The sequence below is a fragment of the Streptomyces sp. NPDC058671 genome, from assembly GCF_042716475.1.
Lineage (GTDB): Bacteria > Actinomycetota > Actinomycetes > Streptomycetales > Streptomycetaceae > Streptomyces.
This window is the reverse complement of record NZ_JBHXSA010000013.1, coordinates 102,409-119,382: the sequence shown is the minus strand read 5'-3', so window position 1 is coordinate 119,382 and position 16,974 is coordinate 102,409. Positions and strand designations below refer to the sequence as shown.

At 73.3% G+C, this 16,974-nt stretch carries 12 protein-coding genes; 7 read left to right on the top strand and 5 right to left on the bottom strand.

Annotated elements, in window-relative coordinates; translation table 11 throughout:
• Positions 1-200: 200 nt before the first annotated feature.
• The 5 genes from ACFWV2_RS18270 to ACFWV2_RS18250 all read right to left on the bottom strand — a co-directional run bounded on the left by ACFWV2_RS18270 (position 201) and on the right by ACFWV2_RS18250 (position 8,685).
• Complete coding sequence (locus ACFWV2_RS18270) at positions 201-752, bottom strand: pyridoxamine 5'-phosphate oxidase family protein (RefSeq protein ID WP_384406043.1); 552 nt, start codon at positions 750-752, stop codon at positions 201-203.
• Positions 753-852: 100 nt separating this feature from the next.
• Positions 853-1,233, bottom strand: coding sequence for a VOC family protein (locus ACFWV2_RS18265; protein WP_384406042.1), 381 nt, complete (start codon positions 1,231-1,233; stop codon positions 853-855).
• Positions 1,234-1,439: 206 nt separating this feature from the next.
• The gene (locus tag ACFWV2_RS18260; RefSeq protein ID WP_384406041.1) at positions 1,440-2,900 is read right to left on the bottom strand and encodes a glutamate synthase subunit beta; all 1,461 of its coding nucleotides are present in this window, start codon (positions 2,898-2,900) and stop codon (positions 1,440-1,442) included.
• The gene (gltB, locus tag ACFWV2_RS18255; protein ID WP_384406040.1) at positions 2,893-7,458 is read right to left on the bottom strand and encodes a glutamate synthase large subunit; all 4,566 of its coding nucleotides are present in this window, start codon (positions 7,456-7,458) and stop codon (positions 2,893-2,895) included. The genes ACFWV2_RS18260 and gltB overlap by 8 nt, the downstream gene beginning before the upstream one ends.
• Positions 7,459-7,956: 498 nt before the next feature.
• The gene (locus ACFWV2_RS18250; RefSeq protein WP_384406039.1) at positions 7,957-8,685 is read right to left on the bottom strand and encodes a VIT1/CCC1 transporter family protein; all 729 of its coding nucleotides are present in this window, start codon (positions 8,683-8,685) and stop codon (positions 7,957-7,959) included.
• A 250-nt stretch (positions 8,686-8,935) separates the two neighbouring features.
• Here ACFWV2_RS18250 and ACFWV2_RS18245 point away from each other — a divergent pair, with 250 nt between their 5' ends.
• From ACFWV2_RS18245 to ACFWV2_RS18215, 7 genes are read left to right on the top strand one after another with little or no spacing between them, the layout of a single operon-like run.
• Positions 8,936-9,931, top strand: a complete 996-nt coding sequence (locus ACFWV2_RS18245) for an ADP-ribosylglycohydrolase family protein (RefSeq protein ID WP_384406038.1) — start codon at positions 8,936-8,938, stop codon at positions 9,929-9,931.
• Positions 9,931-11,340: an ADP-ribosylglycohydrolase family protein gene (locus ACFWV2_RS18240; protein WP_384406037.1), complete on the top strand. Its 1,410-nt coding sequence runs from the start codon at positions 9,931-9,933 to the stop codon at positions 11,338-11,340. Before ACFWV2_RS18245 ends, ACFWV2_RS18240 begins: the two co-directional genes overlap by 1 nt.
• Positions 11,321-12,472 carry an ADP-ribosylglycohydrolase family protein gene (locus ACFWV2_RS18235; protein ID WP_384406036.1) on the top strand — a complete coding sequence of 384 codons (1,152 nt, stop codon included), beginning with the start codon at positions 11,321-11,323 and terminating at the stop codon, positions 12,470-12,472. Before ACFWV2_RS18240 ends, ACFWV2_RS18235 begins: the two co-directional genes overlap by 20 nt.
• On the top strand, positions 12,469-13,947 hold the full coding sequence (locus tag ACFWV2_RS18230) for an ADP-ribosylglycohydrolase family protein (protein WP_384406035.1): 1,479 nt from the start codon (positions 12,469-12,471) through the stop codon (positions 13,945-13,947). Before ACFWV2_RS18235 ends, ACFWV2_RS18230 begins: the two co-directional genes overlap by 4 nt.
• On the top strand, positions 13,944-14,864 hold the full coding sequence (gene rbsK / locus ACFWV2_RS18225) for a ribokinase (protein WP_384406034.1): 921 nt from the start codon (positions 13,944-13,946) through the stop codon (positions 14,862-14,864). The genes ACFWV2_RS18230 and rbsK overlap by 4 nt, the downstream gene beginning before the upstream one ends.
• The gene (locus tag ACFWV2_RS18220; RefSeq protein WP_384406033.1) at positions 14,861-16,084 is read left to right on the top strand and encodes a CaiB/BaiF CoA transferase family protein; all 1,224 of its coding nucleotides are present in this window, start codon (positions 14,861-14,863) and stop codon (positions 16,082-16,084) included. Before rbsK ends, ACFWV2_RS18220 begins: the two co-directional genes overlap by 4 nt.
• A complete protein-coding gene (locus tag ACFWV2_RS18215; protein ID WP_384406032.1) occupies positions 16,081-16,914 on the top strand; it encodes an HpcH/HpaI aldolase/citrate lyase family protein in 834 nt (277 codons plus the stop codon). The genes ACFWV2_RS18220 and ACFWV2_RS18215 overlap by 4 nt, the downstream gene beginning before the upstream one ends.
• Positions 16,915-16,974: the final 60 nt, after the last annotated feature.

Here is a 16,974-nt window from a genome sequence, read left to right as displayed (position 1 = left end):
ACGTGATAGGGGCCCCGGCTGTTCTCCCGGGACGCACGATACGGATCCCGGATGTCTCTACAGGAACAATAGTGCGCGTCGGGAGCTTCCCGCCCCGCCCGACCGATGTCTGGACGGATCAGACCTGACCAGAGCCCCGCGACGTGGGCGACCTCACAGCCGTACGGCCGTCAGGAGGGGTGTCGTGCGGGTCGCACCTCTCAAATGACTCGGTGACGCGGCTTCCGGTGCCGGTCCTCCGGCAGGGGCTCCGGGCGCGGCGGGCTGTCGTCGTCGCCGCGCCGGAAGAGCCGCGTCGGACGCCCCCGCACCCAGCTGTGCAGGACGATCTCGTCTCCGTCCACCCAGGTCCGTACGACCTCGGTCGGCTCCACCCGGAAGAGGTGGAACGGCAGGGGCGCGCCCGCGTCGGCGGCGTACCGGTCCACGGTCCCGGGGTCGGTGACCTCGACCGCCCGTCCGGAGATCCGGACGTCGCCGCCGCCCATGCCGGTGCCGGAGCCCGGGTTGGCGAGCAGCGAGAACCGGGGGTCGCGGCGCAGGTCGAGGGCCTTGCGGGAGTTCGGCATCATGCCGAGCCAGAGCTCGCCGGAGCGGAAGTCGGCCTCGATGCCGCTGAGCCGCGGCGAGCCGTCCTTCCGTACGGTGGCGAGGGCGTGGTGGGTGTACTGCCCGAAGCGCTCGCGCACGGTCGCCGCGAGGTCGGGTTCGGCGGCCTCGAAGGCCGACCAGGTGGTTCCGGTGTCTCCCATGCGTCCAGGAAACACCGGATACCGGACAGCCACTGTCCGGATTACTCCGGACGTTCCGGCCGCCCGGATCCCTTGGGATCTCTCGGACGTCTCGGAGCCCTCACGCGGTGGCGGCGCGCTCGGCCGCGCTGCGCTCGACGCAGAACTCGTTGCCCTCCGGGTCCCCGAGGGTCGCCCAGCCGGTGCCGTCCGGGTTCCGCCGGTCGTCGAGCAGGGTGGCGCCGAGCCCGAGCAGCCGCTCGACCTCCTCGTCACGGGTCCGGTCCTGCGGCTGGAGGTCCAGGTGGACGCGGTTCTTGACCGCCTTCGGCTCCGGGACCTGGATGAAGAGGAGGTTCGCCCCGGCCGACTCGACGAGCGCCTCCTCGTCCCCGGGCAGATCGTCGTCGGAGACCTTGGCGTCCAGCGCCTGGGCCCAGAAGGTGGCCAGGGCGTAGGCGTCGGCGCAGTCGATGGTCACGTGTCGTACGAGAGAACTCATGGCGTCATGGTCCCCTGGCGGCCGGCCCGTCGGCCAGCGAATAACTCCCGGGCCGGGAAGGCCCGGTCACCTGACCGGCTGACCGGCCCGCACCCGCGCGGGAACGCGCCGCGGCGCCCACCCAGTCGTCCGGTCGGGGACATTCGGGGGGCGCCGCGCTCAGTTCCGCACGTCGTTGTACGGGACGTCTTGGTGATCCGTCGGGATCAGACCGTCAGGGAGCGGTCCGTCGGGCGGATCGGGGCCGGCAGGGAACTGGCGCCGGTCAGGTAGCGGTCCACGCCACGGGCCGCGGAACGGCCCTCGGCGATGGCCCAGACGATCAGCGACTGGCCCCGGCCGGCGTCTCCGGCGACGTAGACGCCGTCGACGTTGGTGGCGAAGTCCGCGTCACGGGCGATGTTACCCCGTTCGTCGAGGGCCAGACCGAACTGGGCGACCAGGCCGTTCTCGACGTCCGTGCCGGTGAAGCCCATGGCGAGCGTGACCAGCTGGGCCGGGATCCTGCGCTCCGTGCCCGGCTTCTGGGTCAGCTTGCCGTCGACGAACGCGACCTCGACGAGGTGGAGGAACTGGACGTTGCCGTCCTCGTCGCCCTCGAAGTGGGTGGTGGAGACGGAGTAGACCCGCTCGCCGCCCTCCTCGTGCGCGGAGGTGACCTTGTACAGCATGGGGAAGGTCGGCCAGGGCTGGCCGGCGTTCCGCTCCTCGCCCGGACGGGGCATGATCTCCAGCTGCGTGACCGACGCCGCGCCCTGGCGGTGGGCCGTACCGACGCAGTCGGCGCCGGTGTCGCCGCCGCCGATGACGACGACGTGCTTGCCCTCGGCGGTGATCGGCGGGGTCACGAAGTCACCCTCGACGACCTTGTTCGCGAGCGGCAGGTACTCCATCGCCTGGTGGATGCCGGCCAGCTCGCGGCCCGGGACGGGCAGGTCGCGGGCGGTGGTGGCGCCGGCGGCGATGACCACGGCGTCGAACCGCTTGCGCAGGTCCGTCGACGTCAGGTCGCGGCCGATCTCGATGCCGGTGCGGAACTTGGTGCCCTCCGCGCGCATCTGCTCGATGCGGCGGTTGATGTGCCGCTTCTCCATCTTGAACTCGGGGATGCCGTAGCGCAGCAGGCCGCCGATGCGGTCGGCACGCTCGTACACGACCACGGTGTGACCGGCCCGGGTCAGCTGCTGGGCGGCGGCGAGACCCGCCGGGCCCGAGCCGATGACGGCGGCGGTCTTGCCGGACAGGCGCTCGGGCACCTGCGGCTTGACGTCGCCCCCGTCCCAGGCCTTGTCGATGATGGAGACTTCGACGTTCTTGATGGTGACGGCCGGCTGGTTGATGCCGAGCACGCACGCCGACTCGCACGGCGCGGGGCACAGGCGGCCGGTGAACTCCGGGAAGTTGTTGGTGGCGTGCAGGCGCTCCTGCGCCGCCGACCAGTCCTCGCGGTAGGCGTAGTCGTTCCACTCGGGGATCAGGTTCCCGAGCGGACAGCCGTTGTGGCAGAACGGGATGCCGCAGTCCATGCAGCGGCCGGCCTGCTTGCTGATGATCGGCAGCAGGGAGCCGGGGACGTAGACCTCGTTCCAGTCCCGGACGCGCTCGGCCACGGGGCGGGTCTCGGCGACCTCGCGCCCTGTGGTCAGGAAGCCCTTGGGGTCAGCCATGGGTCGCCGCCTCCATCATCTTCTCGGTGGTCTCGGCCTCGGAGAGACCGGCGAGCTCAGCGGCGTCCTTGGCGGCGAGCACTGCCTTGTACGTGGTGGGGATGATCTTGCTGAACCGGTCGGCGTTGGCGTCCCAGTCGGCGAGCAGCTTCTCGGCGACCGTCGAACCGGTCTCCTCGTGGTGGCGGCGCACGACGTCGTGCAGCCACGCCTTGTCGGTGTCCGAAGGGGCCTCGATCGCGCCCAGGTTGCCGGAGTTGACGTTGTCCCGGTCCAGGTCGACGACGTAGGCGACGCCGCCGGACATGCCGGCCGCGAAGTTGCGGCCGGTCTCGCCGAGGACGACCGCGGTGCCGCCGGTCATGTACTCGCAGCCGTGGTCGCCCACGCCCTCCGAGACGACGAGGGCGCCGGAGTTGCGGACGCAGAAGCGCTCGCCGGTGCGGCCGCGGAGGAACAGCTCGCCGCCGGTCGCTCCGTACCCGATGGTGTTGCCCGCGATGGTGGAGTACTCGGCGAGGTGGTCGGCGCCCCGGTCGGGGCGGACGATCACCCGGCCGCCGGAGAGGCCCTTGCCGACGTAGTCGTTGGCGTCGCCCTCCAGGCGGAGGGTGACACCGCTCGGCAGGAACGCGCCGAAGGACTGGCCGGCCGAGCCGGTGAAGGTGATGTCGATGGTGTCGGCCGGGAGGCCGGCGCCGCCGAACTTCTTCGTCACCTGGTGGCCGAGCATGGTGCCGACCGTGCGGTTGATGTTGCGGATGGCGACCTGGGCGCGGACCGGCTGGGCCTCCTCGGCGGAGGCGGCGTTCAGGGCCTCGGCGGCGAGCTGGATCAGCTCGTTGTCGAGGGCCTTCTCCAGGCCGTGGTCCTGCTCGATCAGGGCGTGGCGGACCGCGCCCTCGGGCAGCTCCGGCACGTAGAAGAGCGGCTCCAGGTCGAGTCCCTGCGCCTTCCAGTGGGTGACGGCGCGGCTGGTGTCGAGCAGCTCGGCGTGGCCGACGGCCTCTTCGAGGGTGCGGAAGCCCAGCTCGGCGAGGAGCTCGCGGACCTCCTCGGCGATGAACTCGAAGAAGTTGACGACGAACTCGGCCTTGCCGGAGAAACGGTCCCGCAGGACCGGGTTCTGAGTGGCGATGCCGACCGGGCAGGTGTCCAGGTGGCAGACGCGCATCATGACGCAGCCGGAGACGACGAGCGGCGCGGTCGCGAAGCCGAACTCCTCGGCGCCGAGGAGCGCGGCGATGACGACGTCACGGCCGGTCTTGAGCTGGCCGTCGGTCTGGACGACGATCCGGTCGCGCAGGCCGTTGAGCAGCAGGGTCTGCTGGGTCTCGGCGAGGCCGAGCTCCCAGGGGCCGCCCGCGTGCTTCAGGGAGGTCAGCGGGGAGGCGCCCGTTCCGCCGTCGTGGCCGGAGATGAGGACGACGTCCGCGTGGGCCTTGGAGACACCGGCGGCGACCGTGCCGACGCCGACCTCGGAGACCAGCTTCACGTGGATGCGGGCGACCGGGTTGGCGTTCTTGAGGTCGTGGATCAGCTGGGCCAGATCCTCGATGGAGTAGATGTCGTGGTGCGGCGGCGGCGAGATGAGGCCGACGCCGGGCGTCGAGTGACGCGTCTTGGCGACCCACGGGTAGACCTTGTGGCCGGGCAGCTGGCCGCCCTCGCCGGGCTTGGCGCCCTGGGCCATCTTGATCTGGATGTCGTCGGCGTTGACCAGGTACTCGCTGGTGACGCCGAAGCGGCCGGAGGCGACCTGCTTGATCGCGGAGCGGCGGGCCGGGTCGTAGAGGCGGTCCGGGTCCTCGCCGCCTTCACCGGTGTTGGACTTGGCGCCCAGCTGGTTCATGGCGACGGCGAGCGTCTCGTGCGCCTCCTTGGAGATGGAGCCGTACGACATGGCACCGGTGGAGAAGCGCTTGACGATCTCGGAGACCGGCTCGACCTCGTCGAGCGGGATCGGCTCCCGGGCGGTGGAGAACCCGAAGAGGCCGCGGAGCGTCATGAGGCGCTCGGACTGCTCGTTCACCCGCTCGGTGTACTGCTTGAAGATGTCGTACCGCTTGTTGCGCGTGGCGTGCTGGAGGCGGAAGACGGTCTCCGGGTCGAACAGGTGCGGCTCGCCCTCGCGGCGCCACTGGTACTCGCCGCCGATGTCCAGGGCGCGGTGCGCCGAGGCGACGCCGGAGACGGGGTACGCCTTGGCGTGGCGGGCGGCGACCTCCTTGGCGACGACGTCGAGACCGGCTCCGCCGATCTTGGTGGCCGTGCCGTTGAAGTACGTGGCGACGAAGGTCTCGTCGAGGCCGACGGCCTCGAAGACCTGGGCGCCGCGGTAGGAGGCGACGGTGGAGATGCCCATCTTGGACATGACCTTGAGGACGCCCTTGCCGAGGGCGTAGATCAGGTTCCGGATGGCCTGCTCGGGCTCCAGGCCCTCGATGAAGGTGCCGGCGCGGACGAGGTCCTCGACGGACTCCATGGCGAGGTACGGGTTGACCGCCGCGGCGCCGTAGCCGATGAGCAGGGCCACGTGGTGGACCTCGCGGACGTCACCGGCCTCGACGAGCAGGCCCACCTTGGTGCGCTGCTTGGTGCGGATGAGGTGGTGGTGGACGGCCGCGGTGAGCAGCAGCGAGGGGATCGGCGCGTGCTCGGCGTCGGAGTGCCGGTCGGAGAGCACGATGAGGCGGGCGCCGCCCTCGATGGCGGTGTCGGCCTCGGCGCAGATCGCGTCGATGCGGGCGGCGAGGGCCTCGCCGCCGCCGGAGACCCGGTAGAGGCCGGAGAGGGTCGCGGCCTTCATGCCCGGCATGTCGCCGTCGGCGTTGATGTGGATGAGCTTGGCCAGCTCGTCGTTGTCGATCACCGGGAAGGGCAGGGTGACGCTGCGACACGACACGGGGGTCGGTTCGAGCAGGTTGCCCTGGGGACCGAGCGAGGAGCGCAGGGAGGTCACGAGCTCTTCGCGGATCGCGTCGAGCGGCGGGTTCGTGACCTGCGCGAAGAGCTGGGTGAAGTAGTCGAAGAGGAGCCGCGGGCGGGCGGAGATGGCCGCGATCGGCGAGTCCGTGCCCATGGAGCCGAGGGGCTCGCCCGCGGTGCGGGCCATCGGGGCGAGGATGAGGCGGAGCTCTTCCTCGGTGTAGCCGAAGGTCTGCTGGCGGCGGGTGACCGAGGCGTGGGTGTGCACGATGTGCTCGCGCTCGGGGAGGTCGGAGAGTTCGATCTCGCCGGTCTCCAGCCACTCCGCGTACGGGTTCTCGGCGGCGAGGGCGGCCTTGATCTCGTCGTCCTCGACGATGCGGTGCTCGGCGGTGTCGACGAGGAACATCTTGCCGGGCTGGAGGCGGCCCTTGCGGACGACCTTGGCGGGGTCGATGTCGAGGACGCCGACCTCGGAGGAGAGGACGACGAGGCCCTCGTCGGTGACCCAGTAGCGGCCGGGGCGCAGACCGTTGCGGTCGAGGACCGCGCCGACCTGGACGCCGTCGGTGAAGGTGACGCAGGCCGGGCCGTCCCAGGGCTCCATCATCGTCGCGTGGTACTGGTAGAACGCGCGGCGGGCCGGGTCCATGGTCTCGTGGTTCTCCCACGCCTCCGGGACCATCATCAGGACGGCGTGCGGCAGCGAGCGCCCGCCGAGGTGGAGGAGCTCCAGGACCTCGTCGAAGGACGCCGAGTCGGAGGCGTCCGGGGTGCAGATCGGGAAGATCCGCTCCAGGGGGCCCTCGCCGAGGACGTCGGAGGAGAGCTGGGCCTCGCGGGCCGTCATCCAGTTCCGGTTGCCCTTGACGGTGTTGATCTCACCGTTGTGGGCGACGAAGCGGTACGGGTGGGCCAGCGGCCAGCTCGGGAAGGTGTTGGTGGAGAACCGGGAGTGGACCAGGGCCACGGCGGTGGCGCAGCGGCGGTCCGACAGGTCCGGGAAGAAGGGCTCCAGCTGGCCGGTGGTCAGCATGCCCTTGTAGACGATGGTGCGGGCGGAGAGCGACGGGAAGTAGGTCGCGGCCTCGCGCTCGGCGCGCTTGCGCAGCACGAAGGCCTTGCGGTCCAGCGCGATGCCGGTGGCGGCGCCGTCGGCGTCCGCGACGAACAGCTGCCGGAAGATCGGCATGGTGGAGCGGGCGGAGGCGCCGAGCAGCTCGGGGGCGACGGGGACGTCGCGCCAGCCGAGGACGGTCAGGCCCTCTTCGGCGGCGATCGCCTCGATCTGCTCGACGGCCTGTGCGGGGCCGTCGGCGGGGAGGAAGGCGATGCCGACGGCGTAGGCGCCCGCGTCGGGGAGCGCGAAGTCGGTGACCTCGCGGAGGAAGGCGTCCGGGACCTGGAGCAGGATGCCGGCGCCGTCACCGGAGTCGGGCTCGGAGCCGGTGGCGCCGCGGTGCTCGAGGTTGCGCAGTACGGTCAGCGCCTGCTCGACCAGCGCGTGGCTGGCTACACCGGTGAGGGTGGCCACGAACCCGACACCACAGGCGTCGTGTTCGTTACGGGGGTCGTACATCCCCTGCGGAGCGGGGCGACCGTCCATGGGCGACCAGGCGTCGGAACGCATCGGCTCTCCCGTCGTCGTATTGGCATATGCAGCTGCCGAGGGACGACGTTGGCCCTCCGCGAAATTTCGTGCAGGTTACATGATGGCTGGCTTCTCGCGAAGTGGATAGCTCATTCCAGCATGCGGACACCGCGGACACGCAGCGGTGGTCGTGGTTCACCTGTGGAGTGCGGGCGCGCACGCCGTCCCGCGGGGGACGGATCGAGGTGGCCCGGACGATCTCCGGGTCTACGGCGACCCGTCATGAGTGGGCTTCGTTGCCCACTGACGCTCATGCCTCATTCCCGTTGGTCACGGGTTCGAAACCGCCGGGTAACCGGCTACCTATGTGGCGTCCTGCATAGTGTCTCATCGCCGCGGCGGATCGGACCAGGGATATACGTCACAGCCGTTCCGCGGCTTACCTGCCGATACGACGGTGGCCCCCGGCCAGGGGGGCCACCGCCTCACACGTACGAGCAGATCGTTCGCCCGGACGGACGCGTCAGGGTCACGGGGCTACAGCGCGGCCCCGAAGAACATGCCGAGCCCGTACGTGACGGCCGCGGCGGCTCCGCCGAGGACGAGCTGGCGCAGTCCGCTGAAGAGCCAGCCACGGGCGGTCACCCGGGCCACGAGCGCACCGCAGGCGAACAGGCCGACGAGCGAGAGCAGCACGGCGGGCCAGAGCGCGGTCGCCCCGAGCAGATAGGGCAGTACGGGGAGCAGCGCGCCGAGCGCGAAGGAGCCGAAGGACGAGACCGCGGCGACGGTCGGCGACGGGAGGTCGTCCGGGTCGATGCCGAGCTCCTCGCGCGCGTGGATCTCCAGGGCCTGCTCGGGGTCCTTCGACAACTGCATCGCGACCTCGCGGGCGAGCGCGGGCTCGACTCCACGGGAGACGTAGAGCGCGGCGAGCTCCTCCATCTCGTCGACGGGGTGCTTGCGCAGCTGGCGCCGCTCGACGTCCAGTTCCGCCTGGACGAGTTCACGCTGCGAGGCGACGGAGGTGTACTCGCCGGCCGCCATCGAGAAGGCACCGGCCGCGAGTCCGGCGAGGCCGGTGATGACGACGGTCCCCGAGGAGACCGCGCCGCCGGCGACACCCGTCATCAGGGCGAGGTTGGACACGAGGCCGTCCATCGCGCCGAACACGGCGGGGCGCAGCCAGCCGCCGTTCACGTCGCGGTGCGTGTGGTTGTCCCGGTGGGCCTCGTGCAGCGGTGCCTGGGCTTCGATGATGGACATGGCTCTCCCTCGTTCCGACGGGCCGGGTCTCACCCGCCTCCCCCAACACCTCGAAAATACGCGCGATGTAAGGGTCGTGCCAGCAAGGCAGGCCGTACTTACTAAGGTCTGCCTTGCTGCGTGAACCGGGTCCGGCGTGGAGTCAGGCGGGTGACAGAGACGTTTCTTCGGCGAGTTCGCGGCCCGTGGTGGCACAGATCCAGGCATCGGGGCGCCATGGGTGCGCCTCTCCCGAGGAAGGGGCCGCGCAATGGCGACCACCACGGCATGCGACACGCGTGAACGGGCGAGAGGGGCACTCCTCGGCCTCGCCGTCGGCGACGCGCTGGGCGCGCCCGCCGAGAACATGCGGCCGTCCGAGATCCGCCGCCGCTGGGGCCGGATCGAGGGCTTCGTGACGGACAGCCCGGCCGGCACCGACGACACCGAGTACGCCATCTTCTCGGCGCTGCTCCTCGCCCGGCACGGCTCCGCCCTCACCGTCCAGCACGTCGAGCGGGCCTGGCACCACTGGATCGCCGACCTCGACGAGGGCCCGTTCCGCGGTGCGGGCTTCTCGGAGCGCGGAACCCTCGAGAACCTCCGCCGGGGCCTCGCCGCCCCCATCTCCGCCCAGCACCGGCACGCCTGGAGCGACGGTCTCGCCATGCGCGCGGCGCCCTTCGGGGTGTTCGCCGCCGGACGCCCGGCGGAGGCGGCCCGACTCGTCGCGATCGACGGCAGCGTCAGCCACGACGGCGAGGGCATCTACGGCGGGCAGGCGGTCGCGGCGGGCGTCGCGGCTGCGATGACGGGGGCGGGCGTGACCTCGGTGATCGCGGCGGCCCTCTCGGTCGTCCCGATGGACTCGTGGACGGCCCGCTCGCTGCGCCGCGCGGTGGTGGCCGCCCAGCGTGTCCAGCAGGACCCGCTCACCCGTGAACGCCAGGTCCGCTCGGCGGTCGTCATCGGCGGCTACCCCTGGACGGACCTCGCCCCGGAGGCGGTGGGCCTGGCGTTCGGCGCGTTCGCCGCGGCGCGCGGCGACTTCCGCACGGCGGTCCTGACGGCCGTCAACATGGGCCGCGACGCCGACACCACGGCGGCGGTGGCGGGCGCGCTGGCCGGCGCGGCCGGCGGCCTGCGGTCGATCCCCGAGGACTGGGCCTCGGCCATCGCCCCGGTCACGGGCAGTTGCCTCCCGTCGATGCGCGGCTACCACGTCCTGGACGTGGCGGACCTCCTGACCCCGGACGGAGAGTCCTGATGAGCGGGGACACGACGACCGCCACGATGGACGACGCCCCCACCTCCGTGGGCCCTCGCTCCACAGGGCGGAACGACGGGGCACAGCACCCACCGCCGGATTCCGGCACCCGGTTCGGTACCCGCCAGGGCCTGGCGCCGCCGGTGCCGGACGCCGGCTCGCCGGACCTCGCACCGGAGGCTCCCGCCCCGCCCCACGCCACCGGTTCACGGGGCGGCGCCCCCGAAGCCCTGGCCCCACCCCCGGCGCAGGCCGCACAGACCCGGCCCGACCGGGACGCGATCGAAGGCCTCCTCCTCGGGCTCGCCGCGGGCGACGCCGCCGGGTGGCCCGCCGCCAGGCACCGCGCCGCCCGCATGCCCGAGTGGACCCGCCGTCTCACGCGCGAGCTCGACACCTTCGCCGAGCAGAACGCCACGACCACCCTCCCCGTCCCCATCGCCCTCAACCAGCCCCCCGAGCCCCTCCGTCTCGGCCCCTCCGACGACGCCGAATGGGCGGTCTTCACGGCCGAGGCGGTTCTCACCTCCTCCGGCCCGGTCTTCGCCGGCCTCCCCCCGGAGCGCCGTCTGCGCGCCGCCGTCGACCTCGCCTGGAACGCCCTGGCCGACCAGGTCGCCGCCGCCGCCGACCGCGCCCCCGAGGTCGAGTCGGCGATCCTCCCCCTCCGCGCCCGGATCTCCGTCCGCGCGGGCCTCGGCAACCTCGCCACCGGCCTGCGTCCCCCCGCCACCGGCCACGACAACCCGCACTTCTTCGACGACGCCGCCTGCGTACGGGCCGCGGTGCTCGCCCTCGTCCACCCCGGTGACCCGCGCGCCGCCGCCGCGCTGGCCGAGTTCGACGCCCGGTACACCCAGGACGGCGACGGCGTCCACGGCGCCCGCGCGGTGGCGGCGGCCCTCGCGGCGGCCTTCGGCGGGGCGACGGTCGACGAATGCGTCGAGGCGGCCCTCGACGAACTCCCGCCCGTCACGGAGATCGGCCGCAACGCCCGGTACGCGGTGAAGCTGGCCCAGACCGCCGGTTCGGCCTTCGAGCTCGTCCCGCTCCTGGAGCACCAGATCGTGGACCACGTCTACAGCTACGGCATCGCCGCCGCCGAGACCGTCCCGGTGGCGCTCGCGCTCGCCACCGCCGCGCGGGGCGAGATGACGGCCGCCGTACCGGCCGCCGTCTGTCTCTCGCGGGTCGCCGACTCCGCCCCCGCGCTCGCGGGCGCGCTCACCGGGGCGCTGGGCGGCGGCCGTTCGGTGCCGCCGACCTGGCGCGAGGCGTGCCGGACGCTCGCGGGCTGCGCGCTGCCGCGGCTCGCGGGGACGGATCTGGTCGAACTCGCCGGGCTCCTCGCAGCCACGGAACCGGCCGCCCCGGGTGGACAATTCCGACATGACACCCACACTGGATGACCGGATCACCGGCAGTCTCGTCGGGGCCGCCGTCGGCGACGCGCTCGGCGGCCCCGTCGAGGGCTACACCCCCGAGCAGATCCTGGAACGCCACGGCGGCCGCGTCACCGGGATCGTCGGCCCCTGGAACGGCGGCGAATGGCGCACCGCACGCCCCATCGCCCCGTACCACAAGGGCGACGGGCACGTCACCGACGACACCTTGATGACCCACGCCCTGATCCGGGTGTACGAGAAGGTCCGCGGCCACCTCGACGCGTACGCGGTCGCGGACCACCTCGTCCCCGAACTCATGGGATCCCCCGTCTGGATCCCCGAACTGGAGGCGGAGGCGCTGCCGCTCCAGCGGATCTTCCTGGCCGAGAAGTGGATCGTGACCCGGCTCCACTACGGCCATGTGGACCCGCGCGAGGCCGGCAGCGGCAACATCGTCAACTGCGGCGCCGCGATGTACATGGCGCCCGTCGGGCTCGTCAACGCCGCCCATCCGGAGGCCGCGTACGCCGAGGCCCTCGACGTCGCGGGCGCGCACCAGTCCTCGTACGGCCGTGAGGCGGCCGGCGTGTTCGCGGCGGCGGTGGCCGCGGCGTGCGCGCCGGGCGCCACGGCGTCCTCGGTGGTGGGGACGGCCCTGGCCCTGGCGAAGGACGGCACACGGTCGGCGATCGAGGCGGTCGCCGAAGTGGCCGGGCGGCACACGGACTTCGAATCGGCCCTCACCCCCCTCCGCAAGGCGGTGGCCCCCTTCGACTCGGTCGGCCCCGACTACCGCTCCCCCTCCCTCGGTGCCCGTCGCCCCTCCCGCCTGCACGCGATCGAGGAACTCCCCGTCGCCCTCGGCATGCTCCTCGTCGGCGAGGGCGACTACCGCCGCACGGTCCTCGGCGCGGTCAACTACGGCCGTGACTGCGACTCGATCGCCACGATGGCGGGTGCGATCGTGGGCGCGCTGCACGGCGAGTCCGCGGTGCCCGCCGACTGGACGAAGCGGGTGGCGGAGGCGAGCCGTCTCGACCTCCACGCCCCGGCGCGGGCGCTGACCGAGGTGACCCACGAGGTGTTCGCGCGGGACGCGGAGCGCCGCCGGGCCCATGAGTCGGCGTTCGCGGCGCTGACGAGCGGCGCCCGGTGAACCTCCGGCTGACGTGGGTCCAGCCGGAGGACCTGGTGGGCCACGAGCTGCGCCAGGCGGCGGAGGACGGCCGCGACGCGACCGCCCTCGCGGCCCGCTGGGCGGCGGCGGGCGGCCCTCCCGCCCCTGCGGCGGCCGGCGCGTCCGGGACACCCCGCCCGGACCTCCGCCCGCTGGCGACGGAACTCCTGGACGCCCTGGCGGCCCTGCCGACGCCCCTCGCGGGACGCGAACCGACCGCGCTCGCCGACATCCAGGACGCGACGACCCCCCACGCCGCTCCCGCCCCCGGCCCTGACGGGACCCGGACCTGCGCCCCCGCACCCCGGCCGCCCGGTGCCGGCCGCCGCCCCCCGCCCACAACGACCGGGCTCGGCGGGCCCCGGGGACTCGCAGGGCTCGGTCGGGGAGCCCCCGTGGGCCTCCGCGACCGTCTGCACGCCGCCTGGCTCGGCCGTGCCGTCGGGTGTCTGCTCGGCAAGCCCGTCGAGAAACTGCCCCTGTCGGCGATCCGCGACCTCGGCCGCGCCGCCGGCAACTGGCCCCTGTCCGGCTGGTTCACCGCCCGTGGCGTGCCCGCCGAACTGCTCGCCGCGCACCCCTGGAACCGTCGCTCCGCCACCACCTCCCTCGCCGAGAACATCGACGGCATGCCCGAGGACGACGACCTCAACTACCCCCTGCTCAATCTGCTGCTCCTCCAGCGGCACGGCCGCGACTTCACCACCGCCGACGTCGCCCGCCTCTGGCTCGACGAGCTTCCCGCAGGCCGCACCTTCACGGCCGAGCGCGTCGCCTACCGCAATCTCCTCGACGGCGTGGAACCCCCGCTGACCGCCGTCCACCGCAACCCCTTCCGGGAGTGGATCGGCGCCCAGATCCGGGCCGACGTCCACGGCTGGACCCGTCCGGGCGATCCGGTCGCCGCCGCCGGACAGGCCTACCGGGACGCGGTGCTCACCCACACCGCGAACGGCGTCTACGGCGCCATGTTCGTCGCCGCCACCCTCGCCACCGCCGCGACCGGCACCGCCGACGTCCACCGGTCGCTCGCCGCGGGCCTCGGTGTGATCCCGCCGCGCTCACGTCTGGCCGGGGCGGTCCGTCTCGGCATCGAGTCCGCCCGCCGCACGCCCGACTTCGAGGCGGTCGTCGACCGGCTGCACGCCGAACTCGGCGGGTACCACTGGGTGCATGCCGTCCCGAACGCCGCTCTGCTCGCCGCCGCTCTCACCCACGCCGACGGCGACTTCTCCCGTTCCGTCTGCGCGGCCGTCTCCGGCGGCTGGGACACCGACTCCAACGGCGCCACCGCCGGCTCCGTCGCCGGACTGCTCGCCGGTCACCCCGACCGTCTCCCCGAGCACTGGACCTCCCCCCTCAAGAACCGTCTCTCGACCTCGGTCCCGTCCTTCGACGGCATCGGCTTCGACACCCTGGCCGAACTGACCCACCTGGAGGCAGTACGCCCATGACCAGCATCGTCGTACTCGGCAGCACCAACATGGATCTCGTCGCCTACGTGCCGAGGGCCCCGGCCCTCGGCGAGACCGTCACCGGCCGTTCCTTCCGCACCGTCCCGGGCGGCAAGGGCGCCAACCAGGCCGTCGCCGCCGCCCGCGCCGGCGGTGAGGTGGCGATGATCGGCGCCGTCGGCGCCGACGACTTCGGGGTGCGGCTCCGGGCCACCCTGGAGCACTGCGCGGTGGACACCGACCTGCTGCGCACCGCCACGGGCTCCTCGGGCACCGCGCACATCGTGGTGGACGACGACGGCGGCAACGCGATCGTCGTCGTCCCCGGCGCCAACGGCACCGTCACCTCCCTGACCCACGGCGACGAGGCGCTGATCGGCACCGCGGACACCCTGCTCCTCCAGCTCGAACTCCCCCTCTCCGTCGTCGTGGAGGGCGCCGCGACCGCCCGCCGTCTCGGCGTCCGCACCGTCCTCACCCCCGCCCCCGCCCAGCCGCTTCCCCCCGAACTGCTCGCCTCCGTCGACCTGTTGGTGCCCAACGAGCACGAGGCCGCCGCGCTCACCGGACTGACCGACCCGCGCGAGGCCGCCCAGGCCCTGCTCCGGCACGTCCCCGAGGTGGTCGTCACCCTGGGGGCGGCCGGCAGCCTCTACGCGGCGCGCGGCGCCGATCCGATCGCGGTGCCCGCCCCCCGCGTCCGGGCCGTGGACACCACCGGGGCCGGCGACACCTTCGTCGGCGCCCTCGCCGTGGCCCTCGGCGAGGGCCGGCCCGCCCCCGAGGCCCTGGCCTGGGCGCAGGCCGCCGCCGCGCTCTCCGTGCGGCGCGAGGGCGCGTCGACCTCGATGCCGTACCGCGTGGAGATCGAGGCGACCTTCCTCTCCCCCGACACCCTGGAGGCCGACCCCGTATGACCGTCCCCGCACCGGCCACCGCGCCCGCCACCCCCGCTCCGCCCTTGCACGGGCTGCGCGTCCTGGATCTCGCGACCCTCTTCGCCGGCCCGCTCGCGGCCACGATGCTCGGGGACTTCGGCGCCGACGTCGTCAAGGTCGAGCATCCCCGCAAGCCCGATCCGTCCCGTGGCCACGGCCCGGCCAAGGACGGCGTCGGACTGTGGTGGAAGGTCCTCGGCCGCAACAAGCGGGCGATCACCCTCGACCTCTCCTCACCCGGAGGCCGTGACACCCTCCTGGCGCTCGCCGCCGACGCCGACGTGATCGTGGAGAACTTCCGCCCCGGCACCCTGGAACGCTGGGGTCTGGGCTGGGAGGAGCTGTCCACCGTCAACCCGCGTCTGGTCCTCGCCCGCGTCACCGGCTTCGGCCAGTTCGGCCCGTACGCCCACCGCCCCGGCTTCGGCACCCTCGCCGAGGCGATGAGCGGCTTCGCCGCCATCACCGGCGAGCCCGACGGACCGCCGACCCTGCCCCCCTTCGGTCTGGCCGACTCCATCGCCGCCCTGGCCACGGCGTACGCGGTGATGACCGCGCTCACCGCGAGGACGGCGACCGGCCGCGGCCAGGTCGTCGACATGGCGATCATCGAACCGATGCTCTCGGTCATCGGGCCCCACCCCCTCTGGTACGACCAGCTCGGCTACGTCCAGCCCAGGACCGGCAACCGCTCGCGCAACAACGCCCCGCGCAACACCTATCGGACCGCCGACGGCTCCTGGGTCGCCGTCTCCACCTCCGCCCAGTCGATCGCCGAGCGGGTGCTGCGGCTCGTCGGTCGCCCGGAACTGATCGACGAGCCGTGGTTCGCCGACGGGACGGGCCGGGCCGAGCACGCGGACGTCCTGGACGAGGCCGTCGGGACCTGGATCGCCCGTCACACCCGGGACGAGGCGATGGCGGCCTTCGAGAAGGCGGAGGCGGCCATCGCCCCCGTCTACGACATCCGGGACGTCGTCGACGACCCCCAGTACCGGGCGCTCGGCACGATCACCGAGGTGGAGGACCCCGAACTCGGCCCGATCAAGATGCAGAACGTCCTCTTCCGCCTCTCCGAGACGCCGGGAGCCATCCGCTGGCCCGGCCGCCCCCACGGCACCGACACCACCGCCGTCCTCACCGAACTCGGCCTCACCCCCGCCGAGATCGACCGCCTCCGCGACCAGGGGGCGGTATGAGCGCCGTGACGGAGATCGAGGGTCTCCACCGGGCCCGCACCCCCCTCACCTGGCTGTACGCCCCCGGCGACCGGCCCGACGTCGTCCGCAAGGCCCTGGCCTCCGGCGCCGACGTCGTGATCGTCGACCTGGAGGACGCGGTCGCCCCGCACCGCAGGGCGTACGCCCTCGACGCCACGGCCGATCTGCTCGCGGACCCCCACCCCGTCCCGGTCCACGTCCGCGTCCACTCCCCGCGCGACATCCCCACCCTGGCCCCCCTCCCCGGCCTCTGCGGTCTCCGGGTACCCAAGGTGACACACGCCACTGACATCCGCCGGATCGCCGGCCTCGCCCCGGGCGTCCCCCTCTACCCGCTCCTGGAGAACGCCCTCGCCGTGGAGCACGCCTACGCCATCGCCGCCGCCCACCCCGCCGTGCGCGGCATCGCGCTCGGCGAGGCAGACCTCCGCGCCGACCTGGGGGTACGGGAGGACAGCGCCCTCGACTGGCCGCGCGGCCGGGTGGTGGTCGCGGCCCGCGCGGCCGCCCTCCCGCCGCCGGCCCAGTCGGTCCACCCCGACATCGGCGACCTGGACGCGCTGGCCGCCGGCTGCGCCCGGGGCCGGGCCCTGGGATTCTTCGGCCGGGCGGCCATCCACCCCCGCCAGCTCCCGGTCATCGAGCGCGCCTACCTCCCCACCCCGGAGGAGATCGACGCGGCACGGGAGGTCGTCGCGGCGGCCGGCACCGAGCGGGGCGCGCTCGCCCTGCCGGACGGCCGGTTCGTCGACGCGGCGGTGGTCGAGGGCGCCCACCGGCTCCTCTCCCTCGCGTCCCGGACGGGCTGACGCCTCCCCCGCGACAGGCGAAAGGGCCGCCGGGACCTCATGGTCCCGGCGGCCCTCGGC

What these genes read in the sequence shown, in the direction of transcription:
- ACFWV2_RS18260 (WP_384406041.1), bottom strand. Translation starts at nt 2,900, where the DNA reads ATGGCTGACCCCAAGGGCTTCCTGACCACAGGGCGCGAGGTCGCCGAG.
- ACFWV2_RS18220 (WP_384406033.1), top strand. Translation starts at nt 14,861, where the DNA reads ATGACCGTCCCCGCACCGGCCACCGCGCCCGCCACCCCCGCTCCGCCC.
- ACFWV2_RS18235 (WP_384406036.1), top strand. Translation starts at nt 11,321, where the DNA reads ATGACACCCACACTGGATGACCGGATCACCGGCAGTCTCGTCGGGGCC.
- ACFWV2_RS18265 (WP_384406042.1), bottom strand. Translation starts at nt 1,233, where the DNA reads ATGAGTTCTCTCGTACGACACGTGACCATCGACTGCGCCGACGCCTAC.
- gltB (WP_384406040.1), bottom strand. Translation starts at nt 7,458, where the DNA reads ATGCGTTCCGACGCCTGGTCGCCCATGGACGGTCGCCCCGCTCCGCAG.
- ACFWV2_RS18215 (WP_384406032.1), top strand. Translation starts at nt 16,081, where the DNA reads ATGAGCGCCGTGACGGAGATCGAGGGTCTCCACCGGGCCCGCACCCCC.
- rbsK (WP_384406034.1), top strand. Translation starts at nt 13,944, where the DNA reads ATGACCAGCATCGTCGTACTCGGCAGCACCAACATGGATCTCGTCGCC.
- ACFWV2_RS18245 (WP_384406038.1), top strand. Translation starts at nt 8,936, where the DNA reads ATGGCGACCACCACGGCATGCGACACGCGTGAACGGGCGAGAGGGGCA.
- ACFWV2_RS18270 (WP_384406043.1), bottom strand. Translation starts at nt 752, where the DNA reads ATGGGAGACACCGGAACCACCTGGTCGGCCTTCGAGGCCGCCGAACCC.
- ACFWV2_RS18250 (WP_384406039.1), bottom strand. Translation starts at nt 8,685, where the DNA reads ATGTCCATCATCGAAGCCCAGGCACCGCTGCACGAGGCCCACCGGGAC.
- ACFWV2_RS18240 (WP_384406037.1), top strand. Translation starts at nt 9,931, where the DNA reads ATGAGCGGGGACACGACGACCGCCACGATGGACGACGCCCCCACCTCC.